The sequence below is a fragment of the Spirochaeta thermophila DSM 6192 genome, assembly GCF_000147075.1.
Classification (GTDB): domain Bacteria; phylum Spirochaetota; class Spirochaetia; order Winmispirales; family Winmispiraceae; genus Winmispira; species Winmispira thermophila_A.
The window spans coordinates 271,520-295,794 of the sequence record NC_014484.1 but is presented as its reverse complement, the minus strand read 5'-3'; the positions used below and the strand labels follow the sequence as shown (position 1 = coordinate 295,794).

21 protein-coding genes and 1 pseudogene are annotated in these 24,275 nt (G+C 65.8%); 12 read left to right on the top strand and 10 right to left on the bottom strand.

Translation table 11 applies throughout. The features are described 5' to 3' along the window. Positions 1-70 precede the first annotated feature (70 nt). The 6 genes and pseudogenes from STHERM_RS01175 to STHERM_RS01155 form a co-directional block, all read right to left on the bottom strand. A complete protein-coding gene (locus tag STHERM_RS01175; RefSeq protein WP_013313049.1) occupies positions 71-3,433 on the bottom strand; it encodes an adenosylcobalamin-dependent ribonucleoside-diphosphate reductase in 3,363 nt (1,120 codons plus the stop codon). A 158-nt stretch (positions 3,434-3,591) separates the two neighbouring features. Beyond that, positions 3,592-4,140 carry a methylated-DNA--[protein]-cysteine S-methyltransferase gene (locus tag STHERM_RS01170; protein WP_052295652.1) on the bottom strand — a complete coding sequence of 183 codons (549 nt, stop codon included), beginning with the start codon at positions 4,138-4,140 and terminating at the stop codon, positions 3,592-3,594. A 196-nt stretch (positions 4,141-4,336) separates the two neighbouring features. Beyond that, positions 4,337-4,510: pseudogene (locus tag STHERM_RS12735) on the bottom strand (putative signal transducing protein); the annotation flags it as partial. Between the two features lie 79 nt (positions 4,511-4,589). Further along, positions 4,590-5,513 (bottom strand): AEC family transporter, encoded by a 924-nt coding sequence (locus STHERM_RS01165; RefSeq protein WP_148223924.1) that lies wholly within the window; start codon positions 5,511-5,513, stop codon positions 4,590-4,592. A gap of 32 nt (positions 5,514-5,545) precedes the next feature. Next, on the bottom strand, positions 5,546-6,475 hold the full coding sequence (locus STHERM_RS01160) for a hypothetical protein (RefSeq protein WP_013313046.1): 930 nt from the start codon (positions 6,473-6,475) through the stop codon (positions 5,546-5,548). Further along, positions 6,472-7,272 (bottom strand): DUF4037 domain-containing protein, encoded by an 801-nt coding sequence (locus tag STHERM_RS01155; protein WP_013313045.1) that lies wholly within the window; start codon positions 7,270-7,272, stop codon positions 6,472-6,474. Before STHERM_RS01155 ends, STHERM_RS01160 begins: the two co-directional genes overlap by 4 nt. A gap of 74 nt (positions 7,273-7,346) precedes the next feature. Here STHERM_RS01155 and STHERM_RS01150 point away from each other — a divergent pair, with 74 nt between their 5' ends. The 7 genes from STHERM_RS01150 (at position 7,347) to STHERM_RS01120 (ending at position 12,064) form a co-directional block, all read left to right on the top strand. Beyond that, positions 7,347-7,892: a hypothetical protein gene (locus STHERM_RS01150; RefSeq protein WP_013313044.1), complete on the top strand. Its 546-nt coding sequence runs from the start codon at positions 7,347-7,349 to the stop codon at positions 7,890-7,892. Positions 7,893-7,987: 95 nt separating this feature from the next. Continuing rightward, positions 7,988-8,509, top strand: a complete 522-nt coding sequence (locus STHERM_RS01145) for an STAS domain-containing protein (protein WP_013313043.1) — start codon at positions 7,988-7,990, stop codon at positions 8,507-8,509. Positions 8,510-8,594: 85 nt separating this feature from the next. Next, positions 8,595-9,239 (top strand): lactate utilization protein, encoded by a 645-nt coding sequence (locus tag STHERM_RS01140; protein WP_013313042.1) that lies wholly within the window; start codon positions 8,595-8,597, stop codon positions 9,237-9,239. Positions 9,240-9,262: 23 nt separating this feature from the next. Continuing rightward, on the top strand, positions 9,263-9,637 hold the full coding sequence (locus tag STHERM_RS01135; RefSeq protein ID WP_013313041.1) for a RidA family protein: 375 nt from the start codon (positions 9,263-9,265) through the stop codon (positions 9,635-9,637). Next, complete coding sequence (locus STHERM_RS01130) at positions 9,634-10,188, top strand: 5-formyltetrahydrofolate cyclo-ligase (RefSeq protein WP_013313040.1); 555 nt, start codon at positions 9,634-9,636, stop codon at positions 10,186-10,188. The genes STHERM_RS01135 and STHERM_RS01130 overlap by 4 nt, the downstream gene beginning before the upstream one ends. A gap of 33 nt (positions 10,189-10,221) precedes the next feature. After that, positions 10,222-10,809: a DUF6657 family protein gene (locus tag STHERM_RS01125; RefSeq protein WP_013313039.1), complete on the top strand. Its 588-nt coding sequence runs from the start codon at positions 10,222-10,224 to the stop codon at positions 10,807-10,809. Positions 10,810-10,840: 31 nt separating this feature from the next. Next, positions 10,841-12,064: an MFS transporter gene (locus STHERM_RS01120; protein ID WP_013313038.1), complete on the top strand. Its 1,224-nt coding sequence runs from the start codon at positions 10,841-10,843 to the stop codon at positions 12,062-12,064. Here the strand turns inward: STHERM_RS01120 and STHERM_RS01115 are convergent. Next, positions 12,018-14,720, bottom strand: a complete 2,703-nt coding sequence (locus STHERM_RS01115; protein ID WP_013313037.1) for an ATP-binding protein — start codon at positions 14,718-14,720, stop codon at positions 12,018-12,020. The two genes, STHERM_RS01120 and STHERM_RS01115, sit on opposite strands and share 47 nt — an antisense overlap. 98 nt (positions 14,721-14,818) lie before the next feature. On the opposite strand from STHERM_RS01115, the gene STHERM_RS12095 reads away from it, so the two are divergent. Both STHERM_RS12095 and STHERM_RS12490 read left to right on the top strand, forming a co-directional pair. Continuing rightward, entirely contained in the window at positions 14,819-16,063 is a 1,245-nt protein-coding gene (locus tag STHERM_RS12095; protein WP_013313036.1) for a cache domain-containing protein, read from the top strand. Then, positions 15,958-16,788, top strand: coding sequence for a methyl-accepting chemotaxis protein (locus STHERM_RS12490; protein ID WP_081439526.1), 831 nt, complete (start codon positions 15,958-15,960; stop codon positions 16,786-16,788). Before STHERM_RS12095 ends, STHERM_RS12490 begins: the two co-directional genes overlap by 106 nt. Positions 16,789-16,909: 121 nt before the next feature. Here the strand turns inward: STHERM_RS12490 and STHERM_RS01095 are convergent, their stop codons facing one another. Next, entirely contained in the window at positions 16,910-17,296 is a 387-nt protein-coding gene (locus STHERM_RS01095) for a hypothetical protein (protein ID WP_013313034.1), read from the bottom strand. Positions 17,297-17,391: 95 nt separating this feature from the next. Next, positions 17,392-18,408, bottom strand: a complete 1,017-nt coding sequence (locus STHERM_RS01090) for an Ldh family oxidoreductase (RefSeq protein ID WP_013313033.1) — start codon at positions 18,406-18,408, stop codon at positions 17,392-17,394. Positions 18,409-18,578: 170 nt separating this feature from the next. Between STHERM_RS01090 and STHERM_RS01085 the strand changes: the two genes are divergently transcribed. Genes STHERM_RS01085 through metH form a run of 3 tightly spaced genes read left to right on the top strand, consistent with a single transcriptional unit; the run spans position 18,579 to position 23,897 of the window. Continuing rightward, positions 18,579-19,484 (top strand): pantoate kinase, encoded by a 906-nt coding sequence (locus STHERM_RS01085; RefSeq protein WP_013313032.1) that lies wholly within the window; start codon positions 18,579-18,581, stop codon positions 19,482-19,484. Continuing rightward, positions 19,481-20,239: a 4-phosphopantoate--beta-alanine ligase gene (locus STHERM_RS01080; RefSeq protein WP_013313031.1), complete on the top strand. Its 759-nt coding sequence runs from the start codon at positions 19,481-19,483 to the stop codon at positions 20,237-20,239. The genes STHERM_RS01085 and STHERM_RS01080 overlap by 4 nt, the downstream gene beginning before the upstream one ends. 16 nt (positions 20,240-20,255) lie before the next feature. Next, positions 20,256-23,897 carry a methionine synthase gene (gene metH, locus STHERM_RS01075; RefSeq protein ID WP_013313030.1) on the top strand — a complete coding sequence of 1,214 codons (3,642 nt, stop codon included), beginning with the start codon at positions 20,256-20,258 and terminating at the stop codon, positions 23,895-23,897. On the opposite strand, the gene panD is transcribed toward metH, so the two are convergent. Continuing rightward, positions 23,892-24,254: an aspartate 1-decarboxylase gene (gene panD, locus STHERM_RS01070; RefSeq protein WP_013313029.1), complete on the bottom strand. Its 363-nt coding sequence runs from the start codon at positions 24,252-24,254 to the stop codon at positions 23,892-23,894. The genes metH and panD overlap by 6 nt on opposite strands. Between the last annotated feature and the right edge of the window lie 21 nt (positions 24,255-24,275).

Sequence of the window (24,275 nt, the reverse complement as noted above, 5' to 3'; positions counted from 1 at the left end):
CTGTAAAGTTACCCCCATCCCGGCCCACCGCACCTCGCCTCGAAGACCGTTCCAACAGAGTCCACCCGTCTCACGAACACCCGGTGGTGGCCCCGCAGGTCTCACACTTGAGGCAGGTACCGTTCCTCACCATGGTGAAGTTGCCGCACACGGGGCACGGATCGCCCTCGTAGCCCCTCCTGCGGGCCTCTTCCCGCAGGACATCCTTCCGCGAACGAGGGACCTCCTCTCCTCGATGCAGAGGTTCCTCGAGGGATACCTCCCTCCGCAACTCGGTGGAAGAGAGGTCCTCCGGAGTCACGTGGGCGAGATCGTAGCGCTTGAGGTAGGAGATGGCCAGATCACGGAAGATGAGGTCGATGACCGAGGTGGCCATCTTGATGTAGGGGTGTCCCTGCACCATGCCGTTGGGCTCGAACCGGGTGAAGACGAAGGCGTCCACGAACTCCTCGAGCGGCACACCGTACTGGAGCCCCAGAGAGACTGCGATGGCGAAACTGTTGAGGAGGGATCTGAAGGCTGCACCCTCCTTGTACATGTCGAGGAAGATCTCGCCCGGGGTTCCATCCTCGTACTCGCCGGTTCTGATGAAGAGGCTGTGTCCCCCTATCTTCGCCTTCTGCGTGTACCCCGTACGCCGTGGCGGGAGGACCCGTCGCTTCCCCCGAGGGAGTCCCCCATCCTCCACCCGCCCGGCAGGCCGTGCCGTCCCCACCCCCCTCTCCGTCTCCGCGATCACCTCCGCGGCCCTGTCCCGCGCGCTCCCCGCCCCCACGAGCGGCTGGCTGAGCTTCGACCCGTCCCGATAGAGGGCCACCGCCTTGAGCATGCTCCGCCAGGAGAGGAGGTAGGCCTCCTCGACATCCCGCACCGTGGCGCTCTGGGGCATGTTGATGGTCTTGGAGATCGCCCCGCTCACGAACGGCTGCACCGCCGCCATCATGAGGATATGTCCCCGCCACGAGATCGCCCGGCTCCCCTTCCGCCCCGAAGGGGTAGCCGTGTCGAAGACCGGCAGGTGCTCCTCGCGAAGATGCGGCGCTCCCTCGAGGGTCATGGCACCGCAGGCCCACTCCTCGGCCGCCGACACCTCCTCCTCCGAGAACCCCAGGAACCCGAGGAGATCGAACGACGGATCCTTGCGCGCCTCTTCCGGCACCCCGAGCCGATCGAGCGTCCCCGGCGAGAAGGCCCACACCCCCAGGACGCCCCTCAAGGAGAAAGCCCCCCTGAGCCGCTCCTCCACGGCCTCGAGCTCCTCCTCGGGGATCCCCTTCTCCCTCAGGGCCTCGTACGAGACCCCGGGCGCACCCTTGAGCGTCCCTCGCCCCACGCAGTACCGCACGATCTCCTCCACCTGCTCGGCCGAATAGCCGAGCCGTCTGAGGGCCGGCGGTACCGACCGGTTGATGATCTTGAAGTACCCCCCTCCTGCGAGCTTCTTGAACTTCACGAGGGCGTAATCCGGCTCTATCCCCGTGGTATCGCAGTCCATGAGCAGCCCTATCGTCCCCGTGGGGGCGATGGCGCTCACCTGCGCGTTCCTGAAGCCGTGCCGTTCCCCCCATTCCAGGGCCTCGTCCCACACCCGCCTCGCAGTCTCCAACAGGTACCCCGGGGTGTGGTCGGGATCGAGGCCCATGGGAGTGACCGAGAGCCCCTCGTACTCCTCCGGCGGGGCGTGACGCGCCGCCCTCGCGTGGTTGCGGATCACCCGCAACATGTGCTCCCTGTTCGCCTCGAACCTGGGGAACGGCCCCCACTCGGCCGCCATCCTCGCCGACATGTGATACGCCCTTCCGGTCATGATCGCCGCGATCGCCCCCGCCACCGCACGACCCTCCTCGCTGTCGTAGGGAAGCCCCATCACCATGAGGAGGCTCCCCAGATTGGCGAAGCCGAGGCCCAGCGTCCGGTAGAGGTAGCTCCTCCGGGCCACTTCGGCGGAAGGAAACTGGGCCATCACCACACTGATCTCGAGGATGAGGGTCCAGATGTCCACCGCATGGACGAAGGACTCCACGTCGAACCTCCCCTCTTCCTCGTCGTAGAAGGCGAGGAGGTTGAGGGAGGCCAGGTTGCATGCCGTATCGTCGAGGAACATGTACTCCGAACAGGGGTTGGAGGCCCGGATACGACCGTCCGCGGGACACGTGTGCCACTCGTTGATGGTGGTATCGAACTGGAGTCCGGGATCCGCACACCGCCAGGCCGCGAGCACGATCTCGTTCCACAGGTCCCGCGCCCTCACCGTGCGCACCACCTCCCCCGTGGTGCGGGCGGTGAGCGGCCACTCCCTGTCCTCCTGCACCGCGAGCATGAACTCGTGCGGGACCCTCACGGAGTTGTTCGAGGACTGCCCGCTCACCGTGGCATAGGCCTCGCCCTCCCAGTCGGTGGTGTACACCGGAAACTCCTCGGGCCCCATCCCCTCCTCGGCGAGCCTGAGCACCTGATGGACGAACTGTTCCGGCACGCCCGCCTCCAGGGCCCTCCCCACCGCGTCGCGGACGGCCGCGGCCCCCACATCACCTTCGCTCCGGTAGGCCGAGAGGATCTCCCGGGCGTGTCGTGCCACGAGGCGGCTGCCCGCCACCAGGGACGCCACTTTGTACTCCTCTTCCACCTTCCACCGCACGAAGGTGAGGATATCCGGATGATCCACATCGAGGACCACCATCTTCGCCGCGCGTCTCGTGGTACCACCGCTCTTTATCGCCGCGGCCGACCGGTCGAAGACCTTGAGGAACGACATGAGCCCGGAGGACATCCCCCCGCCGCTGAGGGGTTCGCCCTCGGCCCGGATCTTGGAGAAATTGCTCCCGGTTCCGGACCCGTACTTGAAGATGCGGGCCTCCCTGTGGAGGGCGTCCATGATCCCCCCCTCACCAACCAGGTCGTCCTCCACGTCGAGGATGAAGCAGGCATGCGGCTGGGGCCTGCTGTAGGCATTCGCGGACTTCTTGAGCTCCCCCGTCCGGTGATCCACGTAGTAGTGGCCCTGCGGCGGCCCCTCTATCCCGTAGACCGCGTGGAGCCCCGTGTTGAACCACTGCGGCGAGTTGGGCGCCGCCATCTGGTGAGCGAGCATGTAACACACCTCGTCATAGAAGACCCGCGCATCCTCCTCTGAGTCGAAGTAGCCCGCCTCCTTGCCCCACCACATCCAGGTGTAGGCGAGCCGGTGGAAGACCTGCCGTGCGTCATACTCCCTTCCGTCGGGAGAGACCTCCACCGGCACTCCCCTGCGCCTGAAGTACTTCTGCGCGAGGATATCGGTGGCGATCTGTGACCAGAAGGAGGGTACCACCACGTTCTCCTGGCGGAAGATCACCCTCCCCTCCACATCCCGGATCTCACTCACCCTCGTCTCCCAGGTGATCCCATCGTACGGATCGGAGAGCCCCTCCGTGAAACGACGCGCTATCTTCATCCTCCACTCCTTGCGCTATATGTAGGGTTCTATCTCACAAGTATGGAATATATCACCTATATGTGGGGCTGTAAAGGGTAGACGACAAAAAAAGTCAAGAAACCGCACCCAGCCCGACGATCGGAGCGTCCTCACGAGGCGTCTTCACATATCCGGTCTTATCCCCGCCATCCCTCCCGCTCCAGGAGCACCCTCTTCCTCCACACCCCCCATCGATAGCCCCCCAGGCTCCCCCCGGCTCCCACCACCCGGTGGCACGGCACCAGCACCGCCACCCTGTTCGCCCCGCACGCTGCACCCACGGCCCTCGCCGCCCCCGGCCGCCCCACCGCCCGCGCCACCTCGCCGTACGTCCTCACCTGCCCCGCCGGAATCCCCCGAAGCGCATCCCACACCGCCAGCTGGAACGGCGTCCCCACGAGGTCGACGTCCATCCCCACCTCCCCCCCCGGCTCCTCCACCGCCTCCAGCACGCCGGCCAGCACCCCCTCGCGAAACCCCTCTCCCCCCTCCTCGAGCAGGGCCCCCGCGAACTCCCTCACGAGCAGCCCCACGAGCTCCCCCTCCCCCTCGCCGAACGCCACCCTGCACACCCCCCGCTCCGTCGCCGCCGCCAGCACCCACCCCAAACCGCACTCGGCCGTCCCGTACCACACCCTCCGATCCCGCCATGCGTCCGTCCTCTTTCCTTCGAGCACCATCTTCATACCTCCCGACACGTGTGCTTCTCCACCAGACGAGCCCGCAGCCGCGACACCCCACCCGCTCTAGCCCCGCGAGCCTCCCCAGCGCTCCGAACACCCCTCCCGCAGGCCTCGGCTCCGGCTCCCCCCCGCAGACAGGACAGGCGGGAGGAACAGACCTCAACACCGAGAACGGCGCCTCGAGGAGCCCCGCCTCCTGCAGCACCCCCACCGCCTCGTCTCTGTCCTCCTCCCTCACCAGCACCCGACACGCAGGCTGCGCATCCGGCACCGGGAAGAGACGGAAGACCCCCTCCTCGGGCACCACGCACCCCACCCCTGCCTCCTCCAGTGCCTGCCTCGCCCGCTCCGCCTCGAGCCAGTCGCCTGTCACGAGCACCGCCACCAGCCTCACACGAAAAGTATACGCACCGCCCCTCTCCCCATCAATAGAACCACCCACCCCGAGGATCTCACCCCCACCCCGCCGTGACCGCCGCGATCCCCCACAGGAGGAAGAAACTCACCACCACCGAGACATTCGCATACGTCCCCGCGTACTCCACATCGAGCCCGTGCTCCACCGCATAGGGGATCACCACCAACGGAGCCGGGAGGACCACCCCCATGAGCACCAACCGCCGGAGAAACACATCGAGCGGGAGGATCACCCAGAGGAGAAGACCCGCCGCAAGCCCCACCCCATACCGGAACAAGAGGGTCCTCCCCAGGAGGCGGCGCACCTCACGAGGGAAGCGGAACCTGAGGGTCATCCCCAGCACGAGAAGCACGAGACCGTTGTTCGCCCGTGCGAGGAGCCCGAGCACCTCCTCCACCGGTCCGGGAAAGGAGAGCCCCGAGAGATTCATCCCCGCCCCCACCATGTAGCTCATGAACGGGATGGACCCCAGGAGGGTCCGCGCGATCCTCCCTGCAGAGATCCGCTTCTCCCCCTCCCCCCCGAAGTACCACGAGACCAGGTAGAGCAACCCGAAGGTGAGGAAGGCGTTCCCCACGTCGAACATCGCCATCCCCGCGAGCCCCTCCCTGCCGTAGAGCCCCTCGACGAGCGGATAGGCGAAGAGCCCTATGTTGTAGCCCACCACCACGAGGAGGGCGTTCCCCAGGAAGGGCCGTTCGAGCCTGCCGAAGAGGAGACCCGCGAGGAGCAGGTTCAGCATCCCCACACCCAGACAGATGAGGGGGAAGGAGAGGAGCGCCGGTACCAGTTCCACCTCGGGCAGGGTCGTGAGGATCACCGCGGGGAGGGTCACGTTGATCACCAGCCTCGAGGCACTCCGCCCCATCTCGAGCGAGAGCACCCCCGCACGCGTGAGCCCATACCCCAGGACGATCACCGAGAGCGAGAGGAGAAACGGGTAGTGTATCCCCACCATGACCTCCGGAGACATCACATGATCTTCCCCAGCTACTGAAGTGGATCCTCAGTCGCACCCCCCGCCACCCGTCCCGAGGTAGCCCCTGCACCGAACCCGAACCCCCTCTCCAGCGACTCCTCGAGTGCAGCCGCCCCCTGGAGGAGTTCCCCCACCACCCGCTCGGGCGGCTGCTCAGGCCCCATCCCCACCGCCCCGGCCCGTGGGAGGATCCGGGCACGGATGTACCAGGGGAGCTCAGGAAGAGGCTGCTGGAGGAGATAGGCGAAGAGCTCCTTCACCACCAGACCGTAGGAACCCACATCGTAGCCCATCCAGGAGAGGAACCCCCTGAAGACCCGCCGGGTCTCCTCCGAGAATCCCTCCCACACCCGATACGTCGCCATCCTGAGACGAGGGTCGGCGTAGTAGAGTGCGTGGAGCGACTCGTGCGTGAGGAGCATCGAGAGGAGGGCGGGAGGACTCTCCCTGCTCACGGAAATGAGCCCTCCCCCGCCCGGTGCATACCCCGCCCTCAGCGGGACGAGCACCCCGGCGGACACGAGCACCTCCCTCAGCCACTCCTCCTCTTCCAAAAGGGGCACTCCCCTCTCCCGGGCCATGGAGAAGAACCGCGCGAGCACGACGTCCTCGTAGTCGTGGGCGTTCCATCCGTGGAGAGAGGCGACCTCCTCCCACGAAGGTATCCGCCCACGATACCCCGGCTTCTCCGCAAAAAAGGCGAGTCGCTTGAGCGTCCTGTCCTGCCTCCCGTAGGAATCGAACACGAGGATGAGGAAATCGGGCAGCACCTCCCACCGGAAGACGTGCACCGGCTGGGATTGGGGCATCTCGAGCACCCGGTCGAGGCTCACCCTCGGTACGGAGGCAGGCTCCGGGGGCTGCGCACCCAGGGAGACGCCCATCGGAACCAGTGCGAGCAGGCAGGCGCCGAGGAGGCCCGAAGGAAAGGAAGATCTCATGATCCCTCGTCCGCGAGACACATCTTCACGACATGACGGGCCAGGTTCTCGGCGATCTCCCGCTTCTTCTCCATGGGGAAGTCGTGCGAGTACCTCACGAACTGCTGGAAGTAGCCCTTGAACGAGTAGGGGAGCTGAGGAAGGGAGAAGACATGGCGCTCCATCTCCCTTCCCCCCGGTTCGAAACGCCGGTTGACGGCGAAGAGCACGGCGCACACGCTCTGGATGAACCCGGAGGCCGAGACGAGGAAGAAGTACTCGTCCTCGAGGGCCGCTGCGGCACAGAGATCGGAGAGAAAGTGCTCCATCTTGGCCCTCGCCTCGTCGCGGAGTACCCTCCAGAAGGAGGAGGGCAGATCCTCGAGCCGCTCACGCACCGAGGCGAGCCAGTCGGAGCGGGAGAAGAGGATCGTGCCGTTCACGAGGCGGTAGAACATGTAGCTGACCCTGTCCTCCACCAGTTCGAAGGCCCCGGGCTCCGCACCCAGCACGGCTTCCACGTCCGGTATGGACTTGTATTCGAGCCTCACGGGCAGATCGCCCACCAGGAACCGGTCCTTGCGATTGCCGGGCGCGGACTCGAAGGCCCCGGTGAAGGACAGCTCTTCCATCCGCTCCTTGTAGGAGGGAAGCTCGCCCGAGAAATACACGTCGAGGCTGATGAAGAAGTAGGGGTCGTAGATGTCCTCGCGATCCCGATCGAGGAAACACACGGTATCCACCGCATCCCAGCGTGAGAGCACCTCCACGAGTCTCTCCAGGACCGCTTCGATCTTCATCCGCATCGGAACCCCCATGAAGACTCCTTGTACCGCCTCCTCTTACATAGTAGCATGCGACAGGGACAATGAGAAGTGAAGAGGGAGGAACCATGGAGCTGGTGGTGACCGGCGTACGGCTCCCGGGGAACATGGAGGCCCTCGTCGAGGAGGCACGGGCCAGGCTCTTCCACGAGCACGGGATACTCACCGCACGGTCCGCCTTCCCCTTCTACGCCCTCAGGGTGGACGAGGAGCCCCTCCCCGTATCCGTGCTCGAGGGGGCGCGGAAGGTGGGATTCCTCCCCTTCCGGGGCGGCCTCGTCCGCCGGGAAGGCGATTTCCTCGTCCTCCCCACCCTTCCCCCGGACCCGTGGGACCGCCTCAGGAGATGGCTCGAAGGCACGGCCGGCGCGCAAGGCCCGTGGCCGCACTGGGTCCCGGGGACGGGGTTCTTCATCGCCGTCCGAGAGAAGGCGCCCCCACCCCTCGAACCGCTCGCGGGGCGCACCATCAAGGCGCCGATCCTCTTCTCGGCCCTCTTCGACTGGGAGGACGGGGAGGAGCCCTGGCGGGCGGTGCGTTGGAAGGTGCTCTGGCAGAAACCCCTTTTCAAACATCACGTGCGCAAGGGGGTATTGCCCGACGAGGTTGTGTGATGCTATAAACCAATCATGGGTTACCTGAGTCGCCTCCAGGGGTGGATGAAGTCGCATGTATGTGGTATCTTAGTTAGGTAGAGAAATTAGAGATTATGGAGACTTTAGAGATCATTCATTACCTCAAGGAAGGTGACAAGCTCATCTTCTTCCTTCCCCGCCACCTGAGGGCGGTGGGCGCGTATTCCCTCTTCACCCATGCAGAGAAGCTCATCCAGGAACACAACCCCTCGGCGCTTCTCCTCGACCTGAGTGGTACCGAATACATCGACAGCACCACCATCGGCACCTTCCTCAAACTCAGGGCCTGTATGCTCGGAAGGCAGGGGGCCTTCCTCCTCGCCAATCTCCACCCCAAGGTGGCGCGCATCCTCTCGGACATGCACCTCTACGACTATTTCTCCCGTTTCAGCGACGAGGCGCTCTCACGGGTGCGGGAGAAGGTGCTCGACTCCGTGCCGATGATCGACAAGAGGTTCCTCGCACCGTGGTACCTCAAGGAGACCCACGAGTGCCTGGTGAAGGCCGCGCCGGCCTTGAAGGAGTCCTTCCTCCCCCTGCTCAGGGCCCTCGAGGCGAAGATCGCCCTCTCGTGCAACCAACGCGCCGGGGTCTGATTCCCCTTCACATATCCCCTCTCAACGGGTAGGCTGATACCTCGAGAGGCCGCGAGAGGCCTCACGTCTCAGACAGGAGGTGCGTATGCCGACCGCAGAGGTGCTCAGGGAGTTCTCGCTCGCACGCGCAAAGGAGGTCAAACGTGTCTTCGAGCGCCGGGGTTTCGAGGTGTTCGTGGCTTCGTCGGTGGCCGAGTCACGCGAGGTGGTGGAGCGGATCGTGCCCGAGGATGCACTGGTCGCCTGGGGAGGGTCCATGACCCTCGAGGAGTCGGGGATAAAGGACCTGCTTCGGACGGGCCCCTATCGGGTCCTCGACAGGGACAGGGCCGCCTCCGCCGAGGAGGTGGAGCGGATCTACAGGGAGACCTTCTCCTGTGACTACTTCTTCATGAGCGCCAATGCCCTCTCGCTCGATGGACACATCGTGAATATCGACGGCAGGGGCAACAGGCTCGCGGCCCTGCTCTTCGGCCCCAGGTACGTGGTGATGGTGGTGGGGTGGAACAAGGTGGTAGCGACCCTCGACGAGGCCCTCGCCAGGGCGAAACACCTAGCCGCGCCACTCAACGCGACGCGCCTCGAGAAGCACACGCCGTGCAGGAGGAGCACGGTGTGCGAGGACTGCCTGGGGGACGAGTCGATCTGCTCCCACACGGTGATCACCAGGCGTTCCGTGCCCCGGGGAAGGATCAAGCTCATCCTGGTGGGACAGAGGCTGGGATTCTAGAAGACCCGTCACGAGGAGGTGGTATGGAGTACGTGCATGCCGAAGGTGCTCCCGAGGCGATAGGCCCCTACTCCCAGGCCGTTCGCGCAGGGGAGATGGTGTTCTGCTCGGGCCAGATAGGGCTCGATCCCGCCACGGGGAGCCTGGTGAGCGGCTCCATCGAGGCGGAGGTACGGAGGGCGCTCGAGAACCTCACGGCGGTGCTCGAGGCTGCAGGCTGCACGAGGGAGGACGTGGTGAAGACCACGATCTTCCTCGTCGATATGGCGGACTTCGAGGCCGTGAACCGGATCTACGGCGGGTACTTCCCGCACCGGCCCGCCCGCTCCACGGTGGCGGTCAAGGCCCTCCCGAGGGGGGCGCGGGTGGAGGTGGAGTGCATCGCGGTGCGCCGATGAGTGAGGAGAAGGCGCGGCTGCGGGCCGTGCTGCGGGCGCGTGTGGCCGGTATGGGGGCGCAGGCACGCGAGGAGGCGGGCAGGGCGATACGGGAGCGCATCGCAGCCTGGGAGCGCTGGCGCGAGGCGAGGGTGGTGGGCGGGTTCCTCCCGCTGCGCGACGAGCCGGACGTGCGCCCGCTCCTGGACGAGGCCCTGCGAGAGGGGAAACGTGTGTACGTGCCGAGGATCGCGGGAGGGCGCATAGGGTGGGGGCGGTATGGCCCGGGGGTCGGGCTCGTGCGGCAGGAGCTCGGGTTCCTGCAGCCGGAGGAGGAGGGGGAGAGTGGGGTGAGGCCCGAGGTGGTGCTGGTGCCGGGGCTGGGGTTCGACAGGGCGGGGAGGCGGCTGGGGAGGGGTGGGGGGTGGTACGACCGGCTGCTCGCGGGGGAGGCGCGGGCGGTGGGGGTGTGCTTCGGGTGCCAGGTGGTGGAAGCGGTCCCCGAGGAAGAACACGACGTGCGGGTGGCGTATGTGGTGACCGAACAAGGATTTTTCCGCTGTTACACTTGACAGGCGTCCCCCTTCATGCGCATTCTATAGCACATGGGAGAGATAAAATCGGCACTGGAGAAGGCCCTCGAGCGGGCTGCCGCGATAGAGCCCGACAAGGGAAAGCTCGAAGAGGAACGGTGGATCACGAAGGGCAAGCAGAGCGCCGCCCGTTTTCTCGAGGACCGCGAGTTCGACATAAAGAAGGAACTCAAAGGGCTTTCCGCCGAACAGCGGTCATGGTTCGTGAAAGGATCCGTGGAGACATTCCTCGCCAACCTCACCCTTCCTTCACGAGAGGAGGAGCTCGAGCGGCTTCCCCTCGTCATGGAGGGGCTGAGGAAGGTGCTCGGAGAGGCCCCTCTCTTCGGCATGCTCGAGCAACAGCTCTCGCAGTTCTTCTCCCAGTATCTGGCCACCTACCGGCAGGTTGAGACGGCCCTCCTCCAGCAGTTCGCACCCAGGTTCCGGGAGAAAGAGACGCTCCTCTCCCAGCAACTCGGCATGCCCGTGAAGGTCGCCCCGGAGACCGATCCCGAATACCAGGCGGCCTTCAGACAGCACATCGGCCAGGTGAGGGCACAGTATGAACAGCATCTCTCCCAGGTAAAGGCCCAGATCCGGAAGATGCTCCTCGCCTAGCACACCCTGTACATGATCCGGAGACTCGCACATGGGAGCCCCCTCGGAGAAGTTCAGACTCTATCTCCTCCAGTTCTTTTACTTCTTCGCAGGGGGGAGCGCCCTTCCCTTCCTCACCCTCTACTTGAAGGAGGTGCTCCTCTACCCCGACGGCAGCCCCGCCTACAGTCTCATAGGGGGGCTCTTCCTCGTCTCCGGGCTCGCGGGCCTCGTCGCCTCGCCGGCGGCAGGCTATATCGCCGACACCTTTCATGCGGAGAACAGGCTCCTCTCCATCTCGGGACTCATGTACGCCCTGGGAAGTTTCCTCTACATGGTGCTCTGGTTCCTCCCCCCTTCCTATTACGGCCTCGCGTACGCCCTCGTGATCGCGGGGAGCGTCCTGAGGGGCATATTCATGCGCCCCATCATCCCCCTCCTCGACGCACAGATCCTCGCCTACTTCCACCATGCGGAGGGCAACGCCCGTAACTACGGAACCATCCGTTGGATGGGCTCGTTCGCCTGGGCCTTCAGCCTCGTGGCGAGCGGCATCCTCCTCCAGCTCACCGGAAAGCTCGTCTACCCCATCGCGGTCCACGTGACCGGACTCCTCCTCTTCGCCTTCATCGCCCTTCCCCCCAGTGGGACACCCCGCACCTCCGAGCCCACGAGATGGGAACACCTCCTCAAGGACCGCCTCTTCTTCGGCTACCTCTCCGTCATCTTCCTGGTGGGCTTCAGCGTGATGGGGAGCTACAGCTTCACCACCTACCTCATGGAGGAATCCGAGGTGAGCTACCTCCTCATGGGTCTCTCGTTCGCAGTGGCGAGCCTCCCCGAGATCCCCCTCATGTACCTGGGCAGGAGGTTGCTCGCGCGCTGGGGTATGAGCTCCCTCTTCCTCATGGGTGTGGGGCTCCATGCCCTCAAGCTCGTCCTCTTCCTGCTCATCCCGCAGGGGTCATCCGCCCTCCTCTTCGTCCTTGTCCAGATCCTCCACGGGTGCGGGTACGCCTTCTACTACCTGGGACACATCTCCATCGTGGACGGATTGTCCCATCACACGCTGCGTGCGACCTACCAGAACCTCCAGCAGTTCGCATGGGGCCTGGGCGCCTCCATCGGAGGGCTCGCCGGAGGCATCATCATAGAGCACACCTCGGTGCGGGTCTTCTTCGGCGTGGATGCCGCCATACTCGTCCTCGCGATGGGCATCTTCTCATCCTTCATCCTCCCGGCTCTCCACCGCCGCGCCCTGCGAGAAACGTCCTGATCTCCTCCTGGAGACGGGAGAGCTCCCTCCGTACCGCATCGAGTAGGTCGGGCATCCTTCCCTCGTCGTGCTGCCTCGCCGCCTCCTGTGCCGCGAGGGCCGCGTCCCGGAGCGACCGGGCGTAGAGGTTGGCCGCTCCCCCCTTGAGGGCGTGCACCTCCCGGTGGAGGGCCTCCCAATCCCGCCCTTCCCAGGCACCTTCGATCCTCTCCCACTGGCGCTCCGCCTCATCCAGGAATCCTTCCAGTATCTCGAAGGCCCGTTCCCGGAGATCGCCGAACTCCTCCACGAACGCCCCGATCCCTTCCCGGGCGTCCTCCTCCCCCTCCGATCCCCCGCGTCCCGAGAGCAGCCGCCGCACCTCCTCGACCATCTCCTTCCGGCGGATCGGTTTTATGAGGACCCCGTCCATCCCCGCCTCCCTGCACCGCCGCACGTCCTCCCGGTAGGCATCGGCCGTGAGCCCCACGATGGGGAGATCCCCTCCCACCAGGGCCCTGATACGCCGCGTGGCCTCCAGTCCGTCCATCACCGGCATGTGGACATCCATGAGCACCAGGTCGTACCGTCCCTGCGCCACCTTCTCCAGCGCCTCTCTCCCGTTCACCGCCACCTCCACCTCGGCCCCCGCCTCCGAGAGCACGAGGGAGACGATCTTCTGGTTGGGCATGTAGTCCTCGACCACCAGGATGCGGTGGCCCTCCAGCACTCCCCTCGTCCCCTCCTCCAGGGCTCCACCTTCCGCCTCCACCCCGGCCATCGCCTCCACACAGGGGATCCTGAACCACACCCTCGTCCCCTTTCCCACCTCGCTCTCGAGCCATACGTCCCCTCCCATGAGCCGCACGAGCTCCCGCGCGATCGTCATCCCCAATCCCGACCCACCGTACCGCCGGGTAGTGCTCGTATCTGCCTGGACGAAACTCTCGAAGACCTTCTCCCGCATCTCCTCCGGTATCCCTATCCCCGTATCCCGCACCTCGACCTCGATCCAACGCCCTTCCCCCTCCTCCACACACCCCACCCTCACCCGCACCCCCCCCTCCTCGGTGAACTTCACCGCATTCCCCACGAGGTTCATGATCACCTGTTGCAACCTGAACGGATCCCCCACCACCCACACGGGCACACCGTCCTCTATCTCGAAAGAGAACGAGAGCCCCTTCCTTCGCGCATTCTCCTCCATCACCCTGCACACATACCCCACCACCTCGTGGAGGTTGAACGGACTCTCATCGAGCGTGAGCTTCCCCTGCTCCATCTTCTCCACGTCCAGGATCTCGTCGATGAGCACCTTGAGACGCTGAGCCTCCGAGAGCAGGAGCTGGAGGTGTCCCTCACGCTCCCTCGGATCCTGCTCTCCCTTGAGGGCCTCGGCGAAACCCATGATCGCGTGGAGCGGGGTCCGCATCTCGTGGCTCACGTTGGCGAGGAACTCGCTCTTGGCCCGGTTCGCCTTCTCGAGGAGCCGGTTCGCCTCTCTGAGCTCCCGGGTCCTCCGCGCCACCTCCTCTTCGATCCCCGTGGAGTACTCCTCGAGCCTCGCGTACACCCGCATGGTGCGCGAAGCGAGCGTGATGAAGATCATGGCCTCGAAGATGAAGATCCCTATCCCCTGGAGCCATACGAACGGTTCCCGACCCATCACCTTGTAGACGATATCGTGCCCTCCCAGGAGCACGAGGAGACCGGTACCGATGAGGAGGAATCCCCCTTCCCGTGCTCCATGCCGGAAGATGATGATACTTATTACCACGTATGACACGAGGAAGGCGAACCCGAGCACGAGGGATGACGCGAACACGCGTTCCGCATCCTGGAGGGTCTGAGGCACGAGCACCATGAACCCTCCCACCACCCAAACGAGGGTGAGGACATACCGTTTGAGACGATCCGAACCCCGGAGCGAGAAGAATTCGAAATAGAAGACGAACAGATATCCCAGGGAGACGATGAGCCCAGCCTTCGAGACCGAGTAGCTGAGGACGGGGGGCAGAAAGGCGAGGGGGGATGCCATGCGCACGAAATAGAGGGCGATCCCCAGATTGCTCACCGCATAGAAGAAGAACCCCCGCTCCCTCCTCCGGTTCGCGTAGAGACCGAAGAAGTAGAGAGAGACGAAGAGACTCAGGAACGCGAAATACCCGTAGATGCGGGCGTTGAGGACATTGCGCACGTTCCGCACAAGGAAGGCTTCCCTCTCGTCCACGAGGGCCACGCGTCGGATACGTATCCTGCTCCTCTCCTCATAGGCCACGATGACGAGCTCGTTCTCCTCCCTGAGCTGCATGGGGGGGATGTACCGCACATAGATATCCCTCCTCGAATGGGCGAACCGTGGAGGGAACCCTCCCTCTTCGTCGAGGAACACGCCGTTCAAGATGTAGCGGTAGGCTCCCGGAAGACGATCCACCAGGAGGTACACCGGCTCCGTGGGAGACGAGGGGAGGGTGAACGTACAGCGGAGGAGGATCTCTCCCCGCGGTCCGGCGGGTCGATAATCGAGGGGAAGCGAGACATCCTGGGGTCCACCACCCGGGAAGAGGGGGACGAGGGTCCATCCCGAGGAAAGCTCATGGGGAAGGACGAACCCCTCCTCCCCGCTCAGGATCCCCACGACAAGGGAGAGGAGCAGGACACAGGACACACCTTTCATGTGCACCTATAGTGTAGTGGGAGCAGGGATGGATTGCAACGAACCCACCCAAAAAACGCTTGCACGCCACCGGAGTCCTCTATACTATGGTAGGTAGGATGAAGTGGTACAGAATCCTCTTCCCTCTCTATCTCATCATCCTCGCAGCCTTTCCTTTCCTGCTCACCTTGTCGTTCCCGCAACAGGACATCGATCACGCAGAAACCCTGCTCCGGTCCGAGATCCGGCGGATCTCCGACCTGTACACCCGTCACTACCAGAGCGTAGAGGCCCGCATACGAGAAGAGAAGGAAGAGATCAGATCCGAACTCGAGAAACGGCTCAGTATAGGTCTCGCCATCGTGGAGACCTACCATGAACTCTCCCGTGTCCGTCTCCTCTCCACCAAGGAGGCCCAACGGAGGGCCCGGGAGGCTCTCCGGAACATCCGTTACGAGGACGAAGGCTACTTCTTCGCAGACACCGTCACCTACATCTCCCTGGTGAATCCGCCCAACCCGGAGCAGGAGGGACTCGACAGGGAGAACCTCACCGACATCACCGGCACCCCCTATGTGAAACAGATGATCGACACCGCAAAGGCCCGTGGAGAGAGCTTCCAGGAGTACTACTTCCCCCACCTCTCCGGAGGGGAACCGGTGAAGAAGTGGGGATATGCGAGGCTCTTCGAGCCGTGGGGCTGGGTCCTCGGCACCTCGGAGTACATGGACACTCACGAGAGGAGGTGGGAGCGCCTCCTCGAAGAAGCCCGCCGGGCCCTCCCCCTCCAGTCGGACACCGAAGGAATCCGCCTCGCCCTCCTCTCCCCCGACGGGGAAGTGGAGGGGGTCCCCATCCTCTCCTCCCTCTCCCCGGAGGAGCGTCGAGCCCTCATCCAGGAGGCCTTGACAAGCCCTCGTGAAGTGCACGGCCAGCTCATCGCGGCCTCTCCCCTCCCCGACGGCCGCACCCTCGTCGCCGTCCTCCCCCTCACCCCCACACCCGCCGACCGCCTCCCACTCGTCCTCTCCGTGTCTCTCGTGCTCATCACCCTCCCCTTCCTGCGATGGCGGACCGGGCGGAGGGAACAGCGCGCACATCCGGCATCCTCGACCGCCGCTCCCCCGAACGCGAACCCGAGCCCTCCTCCATTCCACAGCCCGTCCCCCCGTCCACGGAGGAACCCTCACCCCCTGAGCCCCCCTCCGCACCGCCCTCCTCCACTCCCCCTGAACCCCCCACCACGCCTCCACACCCCATCCCGGAACCCCCGACACCCGCCCCCACCGCTCCTCCGACCCTACCCGCCACCCTCCACCTCGCATCCCTCACCCCGCTCCTTGAGCGGCAACGGGAAGTCCTGAGTTCGCTCCTCAAGGCCGTAGAATCCCTCACCCCGCCCCCCCGGCTCGAAGCCCTCCTCTCCTCCATCGACACCGCACTCGCAGAGATCTCTGCACCCTCCCCCTCCCGCCCCCCCTCCTCACTCCAGCACCTCACCGAGACCATCCGGTCGCTCCTCGAAGACCTGGAACGCTACGAAGACGAAGCGGAAGAGGCCCTCCTCCACATGGAGACCGTCCAGACCACTACCCACGAAGTGGAGGAGTTCCTCCAGGCCATAGACGAGATCTCGGAACGCATCAACATCCTCGCCCTCAACGCAGCCATCGAGGCCGCCCACGCAGGCGAAGCAGGAAGGGGCTTCTCGGTGGTGGCGGACGAGATCAAGAAACTCGCCGAGGCCACGGCGGAGCACACCACCTCCATCTCCTCGGCCGTCACCACCCTCACCACCACCCTCAAGACGACCACCACCCTCACCCCCGAACGGACCCTCTCCCCCCTCAAGACCCGGCTCCAGGAACTCCTCGATCGGATCCTCCAGCTCGAGGAAGACCTCGCGCGCCCCACCCTCGAAGGAGAGAGGGGCAGCCTCACCTCGCGCCTCCGGACGCTCAAGGAGGAGCTGGTCTCCCTCCAGGAACGCACCCTCCACTCCTTCCAAGAGACGAAGCAACGCATGACACACGGACTCCGCGAACTCGAGGACATCCTCGAGACCCTGGAAGACCGGATCCAGCCCTGAGCGTGCCGACCGGAGCTGCCCTTCACCGAAGGGCACCCGCGGGGACGCGTTCACGGACCCCGCATGTGCGGTTCCCCGAGGGCACACCCCGGCGCAGTCATGGGGACGTGCTCCCGGGGATCTATCCGGGGAGCCTCCATTCCTTGCGCACGCAGCGGCAGAACCCGTGCATGGTGGCGCACACCCCGCCAAGGATGGCGAAGACCCCCCAGAAGAGGGGCTGGCCGAGGATCTGGAGGAGGGAGAGCCTCCCCGTCTCCTCGACCGCGCGCTGGACGATCGGGGCGTAGTACACCCCGGCGGCCACCAGGAGCGCGCCGCAGGTCATGATGAGGTGGCCGAGGAGCACGAGGGCCCAGCGGGCCTCGGTGAACGAGACCGCGATGAGGCCTCCCCCTATGAGGAGCTTCACCACGGCCCAGAGGGTAAGCCCCACCACGAAGTGGTACACCGCATACCCGAGCAGCAGGAGACCGATGACGAAGGTGAGGGGACTCGGTCTACGCATCGTGTCCTCCTTTTTTGTGTTCATCGTATCATCGATTGTTGGGGAAAACAACCAGTCCGTCCGGAGAATCCCCTCTGCGAGGGGGGGGAGATCCCTCACCGCCCCTCTTCGAGATAGCGCCACACCGGTTCGGCGAGGGGGATCCCCTCCTTGAGATACCGTTCCATGGTCCTCTGCTCCGGTTCCCCGGGAACCATCACCTGCTCACCCGAGACAGAGGGCTGTGCGTGGATCTCGTCCACCAGCTCCTGACAGAGAGCCTTCACCTCGTCGGCGGCCCTGAACAGCCCGGGGTCGATGAAGAGCATCCACATGGCGAGGTTGCGCTGTTTCTCCAGCTCGCCGTACATCTTCACCAGGTGAGGTCCGAAGGCCCCGCCTATGAGCACACTGGTGAGGAGCTCGATCATGAGGATGATACCGTAGCCCTTGTAGCCGCCGAACGGGAGGAGCCACTTCGCCCTGTGGGGATCGGTGGTGGGATTGCCCTCCTCGTCCACGGCCCAGGTGGGCGGGATGGTGGTGTTCTTCTCCCTCGCGTAGAGCACCTTCCCCAGGGCCACCTCGCTCGTCGCCATGTCGAGGAGCACGTGGTCCTTCAGCCCCGGAAAGCCGAAGGCGAGGGGGTTCGTGCCGAGAAAGGGAACCTTGCCGCCGGGAGGGACCACCGCGGGATCGGTGTTCGCCACCACGAGGGCCGCAACCCCCGCATCGAGGGCTTTCTGCACGTAGTACGACATGGCGCCGGCGTGGCTGGTACGACGGATGCCGGCGAGGGCGAGTCCCTCCTTCGAGACGAGCTCCAGAGCGGCTTCGGTGGCCTTGTTCGCAGCCACGTGTCCCATCCCTCCCTGGGCATCCAGGAGAAAGGCCACTCTGCCCCGGGGAGAGATCGGGAAGGTGGAGGAGGTGTTGATGCCTCCCCTCCTGATCCGCTCGGCATAGTGGGGGATCCGCATCACCCCGTGGGAATGGACGCCCCGCAGGTCGGCGAAGACGAGCACCTCGGCCACAACAGCGGCCTGGTCACGAGGCAACCCTGCCTCCGAGAGCCTGAGTACAGCCTTCTCCTTGAGCCATTCGGGCGTGGTGGTGATCATGCGCTCTGACATATACCCTCCTCAACAACAGATGGATACCCCATGCTCACAAGTAACACGGTCTACGGAAAGACTAATATATTTGATCTCAGAAGTCTATCCCCCTCAGACCGATGATGTTGACAACTTCCCCATACCCTTCTACTGTAAAGAGACGCGTATCTTTCACAGCGAGGGGTGCGATGCAGCAGGTAACCGTCTTCTGTCCCGGTCACGTCACCGGGCTCTTCCATGTCCCCCCGCAGCCGGACGACCTCCTCTCACAGGGATCGCTCGGTGCGGGTTTTTCCATCGACCGTGGGGTGCGCACCACGGTCTCGATCGAAAAGGGCGAGGGGATCGAGGTGTACATCGGCGGCACGGAGGCCGAGGATCCGCAGCTTTCGGTGCAGACCGTGGCCGCCTTTGCCCGCGCGGCCGGAGGGCTCCCCGAGGGCAAGGTGGTGGTGCGCCACGAGCCCGAGGTGCCGGTGGGCGCAGGACTCGGGACGAGCGGGGCCGCGGCCGTGGGGATCGCCCTCGGCCTCAACGCCCTCGTGGGGGGGAAGCTCTCGGAGGAAGAGGTCTACCAGGTGGCCCACAAGGCCGAGATACTCGCACAGACCGGCCTCGGCACGGTCCTCGGCCTCTACGCCGGGGGATGCAAGGTGAGCGTGACGATGGGCGCGCCGGGGAGGGGCGAGGCGCGGACCATTGAGGCACCCGAGACGATCCGGGTGGTGATAGGGGTGGCAGGCCCCTTCCCCACCCAGACGGCCCTCCAGGACGAGGGGGTGAGGGCCCGGGTGGAGGAGGCAGGGAGGGCCCTCCATGCGGCACTCGCCGCAGAGCCCACCTTCGAGCGGTTCCTCGACCTCTCCCGGGAGTTCTCCCGCAGGGTGGACCTCTTCTCCCCTGCGGTCCGCCCCCTTGCAGAGGCCTGCGCCAAGGAGGGGATCCACCACGCCATGCTCATGTTCGGCGACGGCCTCTACTCCCTGGTGGAGGAGGCCCGCGCCCCCGAGGTGGAGGCCCTCTACCGAAGGCTCCTCCCCGGCGCCACGATCTTCGTGTGCTCCATCACCAGGGAGAGGGGGAAGGTGGTATGAGCGTGGAGATCCCCCCCGACCATCCGAGGTACCGTTCCCTCCTCTACAGGGAACGGCTCATCGAAGGGATGGAGAAGAAGGTCACCGCGCCCGCAGGGCTCATCGCCCACGGGAGGGGCGAGGCCTTCGACTATCTCCTGGGCGAGCGGACCCATCCCCACGCCCACACGGCCATACGTCAGGCGGCCTTCCTCTTCCTCACGAGCAGGCACCCGGTCGTCTCGGTGAACGGGAACGTGGCGGCCCTCTGCCCCGAGGAGCTGGTCCGCCTCTCCAAGGTGACGGGGGCCCCCCTCGAGGTGAACCTCTTCTACCGGAGCCGCGAGCGCGAGGAGGCGATCACACGGGTGCTCAGGGAACACGGTGCCGAGCGGGTGCTCGGCGTGGGGGCCGAGGCCGTCATCCCCGAGCTCTCGAGCGAGCGGCGCAGGGTCGATCCCGAGGGGATCCTCGAGGCGGACTGCGTCTTCGTGCCTCTGGAGGACGGCGACCGCACCGAGGCCCTCGTGCGCCTGGGAAAGAAGGTCATCACCGTGGACCTCAACCCCCTCTCCCGCACGGCCCGGACCGCCACGGTGACCATCGTGGACAACATCGTGCGCGCCCTTCCCCTCTTCATAGAGGTGATCGAACGCCACAGGGATGACCCCTCCTCCCTCGCGGTCCCCGACTACGACAATAAGAGGATCCTGGCCGAGGCCCTCTCGGCCATCGTGCGCCACCTCACCGCCATAGCCCACGAGCTCTCAGACTGAGTGCACGGGAGGTCCGATGACCCACCCTATAGAGGAGCTCCTCAAGGAGCGCATCCTCATCCTCGACGGTGCCATGGGCACTATGATCCAACGCTACCACCTCTCGGAGGCCGACTACCGGGGGACCTTGTTCGAGAGGGGGCCCACGGTGGACGGACGCGAGGTCGCTCTCAAGGGGAATCACGACCTCCTCGTGCTCACCCGGCCCCACGTGATAGAGGAGATCCACCGGGCCTACCTCGAGGCGGGCGCCGACATCATCGAGACCAACACCTTCAACGCCACCAGGGTCTCCCAGCGCGAGTACGGGACCGAGGACCTGGTGGAGCGGATCAACCGTGAGGCGGCGCGCCTCGCCCGTCGCGTAGCCGACGAGTACTCGGCCCGTACCCCTCACAGGCCGCGGTTCGTCGCAGGGGTGGTCGGCCCTACGAGCAAGACCCTTTCCCTCTCGCCCCGGGCGGACGACCCGGCCTTCCGCGAGCTCTCGTTCGGGGAGCTGGAGGAGGACTATTTCGGTGCGGTGCGTGCCCTCGTGGAGGGCGGGGCGGACCTCATCCTCATCGAGACGGTGTTCGACACCCTCAACGCCAAGGCGGCCCTCGCAGCGGTCGCGCGGTTCCGCAGGGAGAGCGGGCGGGCGGTGCCAGTGATGCTCTCGGCCACCATAAGCGATGCGGCGGGCCGTCTCCTCTCGGGTCAGACCCCCCGCGCCTTCCTCCACTCGGTGCTCCACGGCCGGCCCCTCTCGGTGGGGTTCAACTGCGCCTTCGGCCCCGAGATGATGCGCCCGCACCTCAAGGCCATCCAGGATGCGCCCTGCGCCGTGAGCGTGCATCCGAACGCCGGGCTCCCCAATGCCCTCGGTGAGTACGACCAGGGGCCGGACCAGATGGCCGCAACCCTCGCCCTCTACGCGAGGGAGGGGCTCCTCAACATCGCAGGCGGGTGCTGCGGCACCACGCCGGACCACATCCGGGCGATCGCAGGGACCCTGGAGGGGATCGCGCCCCGTCCCATTCCCTCCCCCCGACCGGTGGCGGTCTTCACCGGGCTGGAGGTGCTCGACCAGGAGGTGGCGGGCTTCATCCTGGTGGGCGAGCGCACCAACGTGGCGGGATCGGCGAGGTTCCGCCGCCTCCTCAGGGAGGAGCGGTGGGAGGAGGCCCTGGAGGTGGCGCGGGCACAGATCTCCGCGGGCGCCCACATGATCGACGTGAACGTGGACGATCCGCTCCTCGATCCTCCTCGTCTCATGCGGCACTTCCTCTCCCTCGCCGCCTCTGAGCCCACGGTGGCGCGCGTGCCGGTGATGATCGATTCCTCTGACTGGGAGGTGCTGCGGGCAGGGCTCGAGTGCCTCCAGGGTAAGGGGGTGGTCAACTCCTTGAGCCTCAAGGACGGGGAGGCGATCTTCCTCGAACGGGCCCGGGTGGTACGGGAGATGGGGGCTTCGGTCCTCGTGATGTGCTTCGACGAGGAGGGCCAGGCCGAGACCTTCGAGCGCAAGATCGCCGTGGCACAGCGGGCCTACCGGCTCCTGGTGGAGGAGGTGGGGATCCCGCCCTGGGATATCGTGATCGATCCGAACATCTTCGCCATCGGGACGGGGATGGAGGAGCACGCCCGCTACGGCGTGGACTACCTGGAGGCGGTGCGCTGGATCAAGGAGCATCTCCCCCACGCGCGCACCTCGGGTGGGATCAGCAACGTCTCGTTCGCCTTCAGGGGGCACGAGGGCCTTCGCGATGCGATCCACGCGGTCTTCCTCCACCACGCGAGGGCGGCGGGGCTCGACATGGCGATCGTGAATCCCCAGCGGATGATGGCCTACGAGGAGGTGCCGGAGGAGGTGCGGGCTCTGATCGAGGATCTTATCTTCGCCCGGCGGAGGGATGCGACGGAGCGCCTGCTCGAGGCAGCCCAGGGGCTTTCCAGTGCCGGGCCGAGGGGGCGGGGGGAGGATCGGGCGTGGAGGGAGCTGCCGGTGGAGGAGCGGCTCGCCTATGCCCTGAAGGAAGGGATCCAGGGGTACCTCGGAGAGGATCTGGAGGAGGCGCACCGGAAGGCGGGGAGCGCGCTGGGGGTGATCGAGGGGCCGCTCCTTACGGGGATGGAGGAGGTGGGGAGGCTCTTCGGCGAGGGGAGGTTGTTCCTGCCGCAGGTGGTGAGGGCGGCGCGGGTGATGAGGGAGGCGGTGGCGATCCTGGAGCCGAGGCTCAAGGCGGAGCAGGGAGGGGTCGGGAAGGCGAGGGGGGTGGTGGTGCTCGCCACGGTGAAGGGGGATGTCCACGATATCGGGAAGAACATCGTGAAGGTGGTGCTCGAGTGCAACGGGTACCGTGTGGTGGATCTGGGGGTGATGGTGCCGCCCGAGAGGGTGGTGGAGGCGGCGCGGCAGGGGGCCGATGCGGTGGGGCTGTCGGGGCTCATCACGCCGTCGCTCGAGCGGATGCGGGAGACGGCCGAGGCCCTCGATCGGGCGGGGCTGGCGGTGCCGCTCCTCATAGGGGGGGCGGCGACGAGCAGGCTCCACACGGCGCTCAGGATCGCCCCGGCCTACCGAGGGCCGGTGATCCACGTGCGGGATGCCTCGGAGGCGGTGCAGGTGATGGGGCGGCTCCTCTCGGAGGGGCGGGAGGAGTTCGTCCGGGAAGTGAGGGCGGAGCAGGCGCGGCTGAGGGAGCAGGGGGTGAAGGGGAGAGGGGGCGTGCTGGGGCTGGGGGAGGCGCGGCGGAGGAGGCTGCGGCCGGGGCCGGCTTCGCCGGTTGAGCCACGGGTGCGGGGGCCTCAGGTGGTGCGGATGGGGGTGGCGGAGGTGCGCCCCTACCTGGACTGGCGGATGTTCTACAAGGGATGGGGACTCCCTGCGCGCACGCCCGAGCGGATGCGGGAGGCGGAGCGGGCGGAGGCGGTGCGACTGCGGGAGGAGGCGGAGGGGGTGCTCGCGCGGATGGAGGGGAGGGTGCGGATCGAGGGGGTGGTGGGGTTCTTCCCGGCGCGGGATGTGGGGGAGGACTGCATCGGGGTGCTGGGGTGGGGGGGAGAGGGGGTGATCCGGCGGCTGCCCATGCTACGGCAGCAGGCGGTGAAGGAAGGGGAGCCCACCCGGTCCCTCGTGGATTTCCTGCCTCACGAAGGGCATGACTATCTCGGCCTCTTCGTCATTACCGCAGGCAAGGACATAGAGCACTTCCTCGCAGAGGAGGGGCCTGGAGAACCCTATCGCGAGCTCATGGTACGGCTCCTCGCCGACAGACTCGCCGAGGCGGCGAGCGAGTACCTCCACATGCTCGTGCGCACCACCCTCTGGGGCTATGCCCCTGAGGAACACCTCTCCCCCGAGGAGGTGCTCGCAGGCACGTACCGGGGCATCCGACCTGCGCCCGGACACGCCGCCTGCCCCGACCACAGCCTCAAACAGGACATCTTCGAGCTCCTCGGGGCGGAAGAACGCCTCGGGATCAGGCTCACCGAGTCGTTCATGATGGTCCCCCCATCCTCGGTGGCGGGCTTCTACTTCTCGCATCCCGAGAGCCGCTACTTCGCCGTGGGACGCATCACCGAGGAACAACTCCGCGACTATGCACGCCGCAGGGAAAGGCCTGTTGACGAAGTGCGAGGCTGGCTCGACCACATCGTGGTCGCAGATTCATGAGCCGGGCTTCAGCACCTCCTTCACCGTGTTTCGATCGTCCACCAGCACCACGGTGGGCTGCCAGGAAGAGGCCTCTTCCGGGGTGAGGTGCGCATAGGAGACGATGATCACCAGGTCGCCGGGCTGGGCGAGCCTCGCGGCCGCGCCGTTTATGCAGATCTCCCCGGGTCTCCCGTCGATGAGGTAGGTGGTGAAGCGGGCGCCGTTGTTGAGGTTGAACACATCGACCTTCTCGTGCGGGAACATACCCGCCGCTCGGTAGAGCTCGGGATCCACCGAGATCGACCCCTCGTAGTCGAGTCTCGTCTCGGTCACCACAGCCCTATGGATCTTGGACTTGAGCACCTCTATGAACATCAGCCTCTTCCTTACATCCCT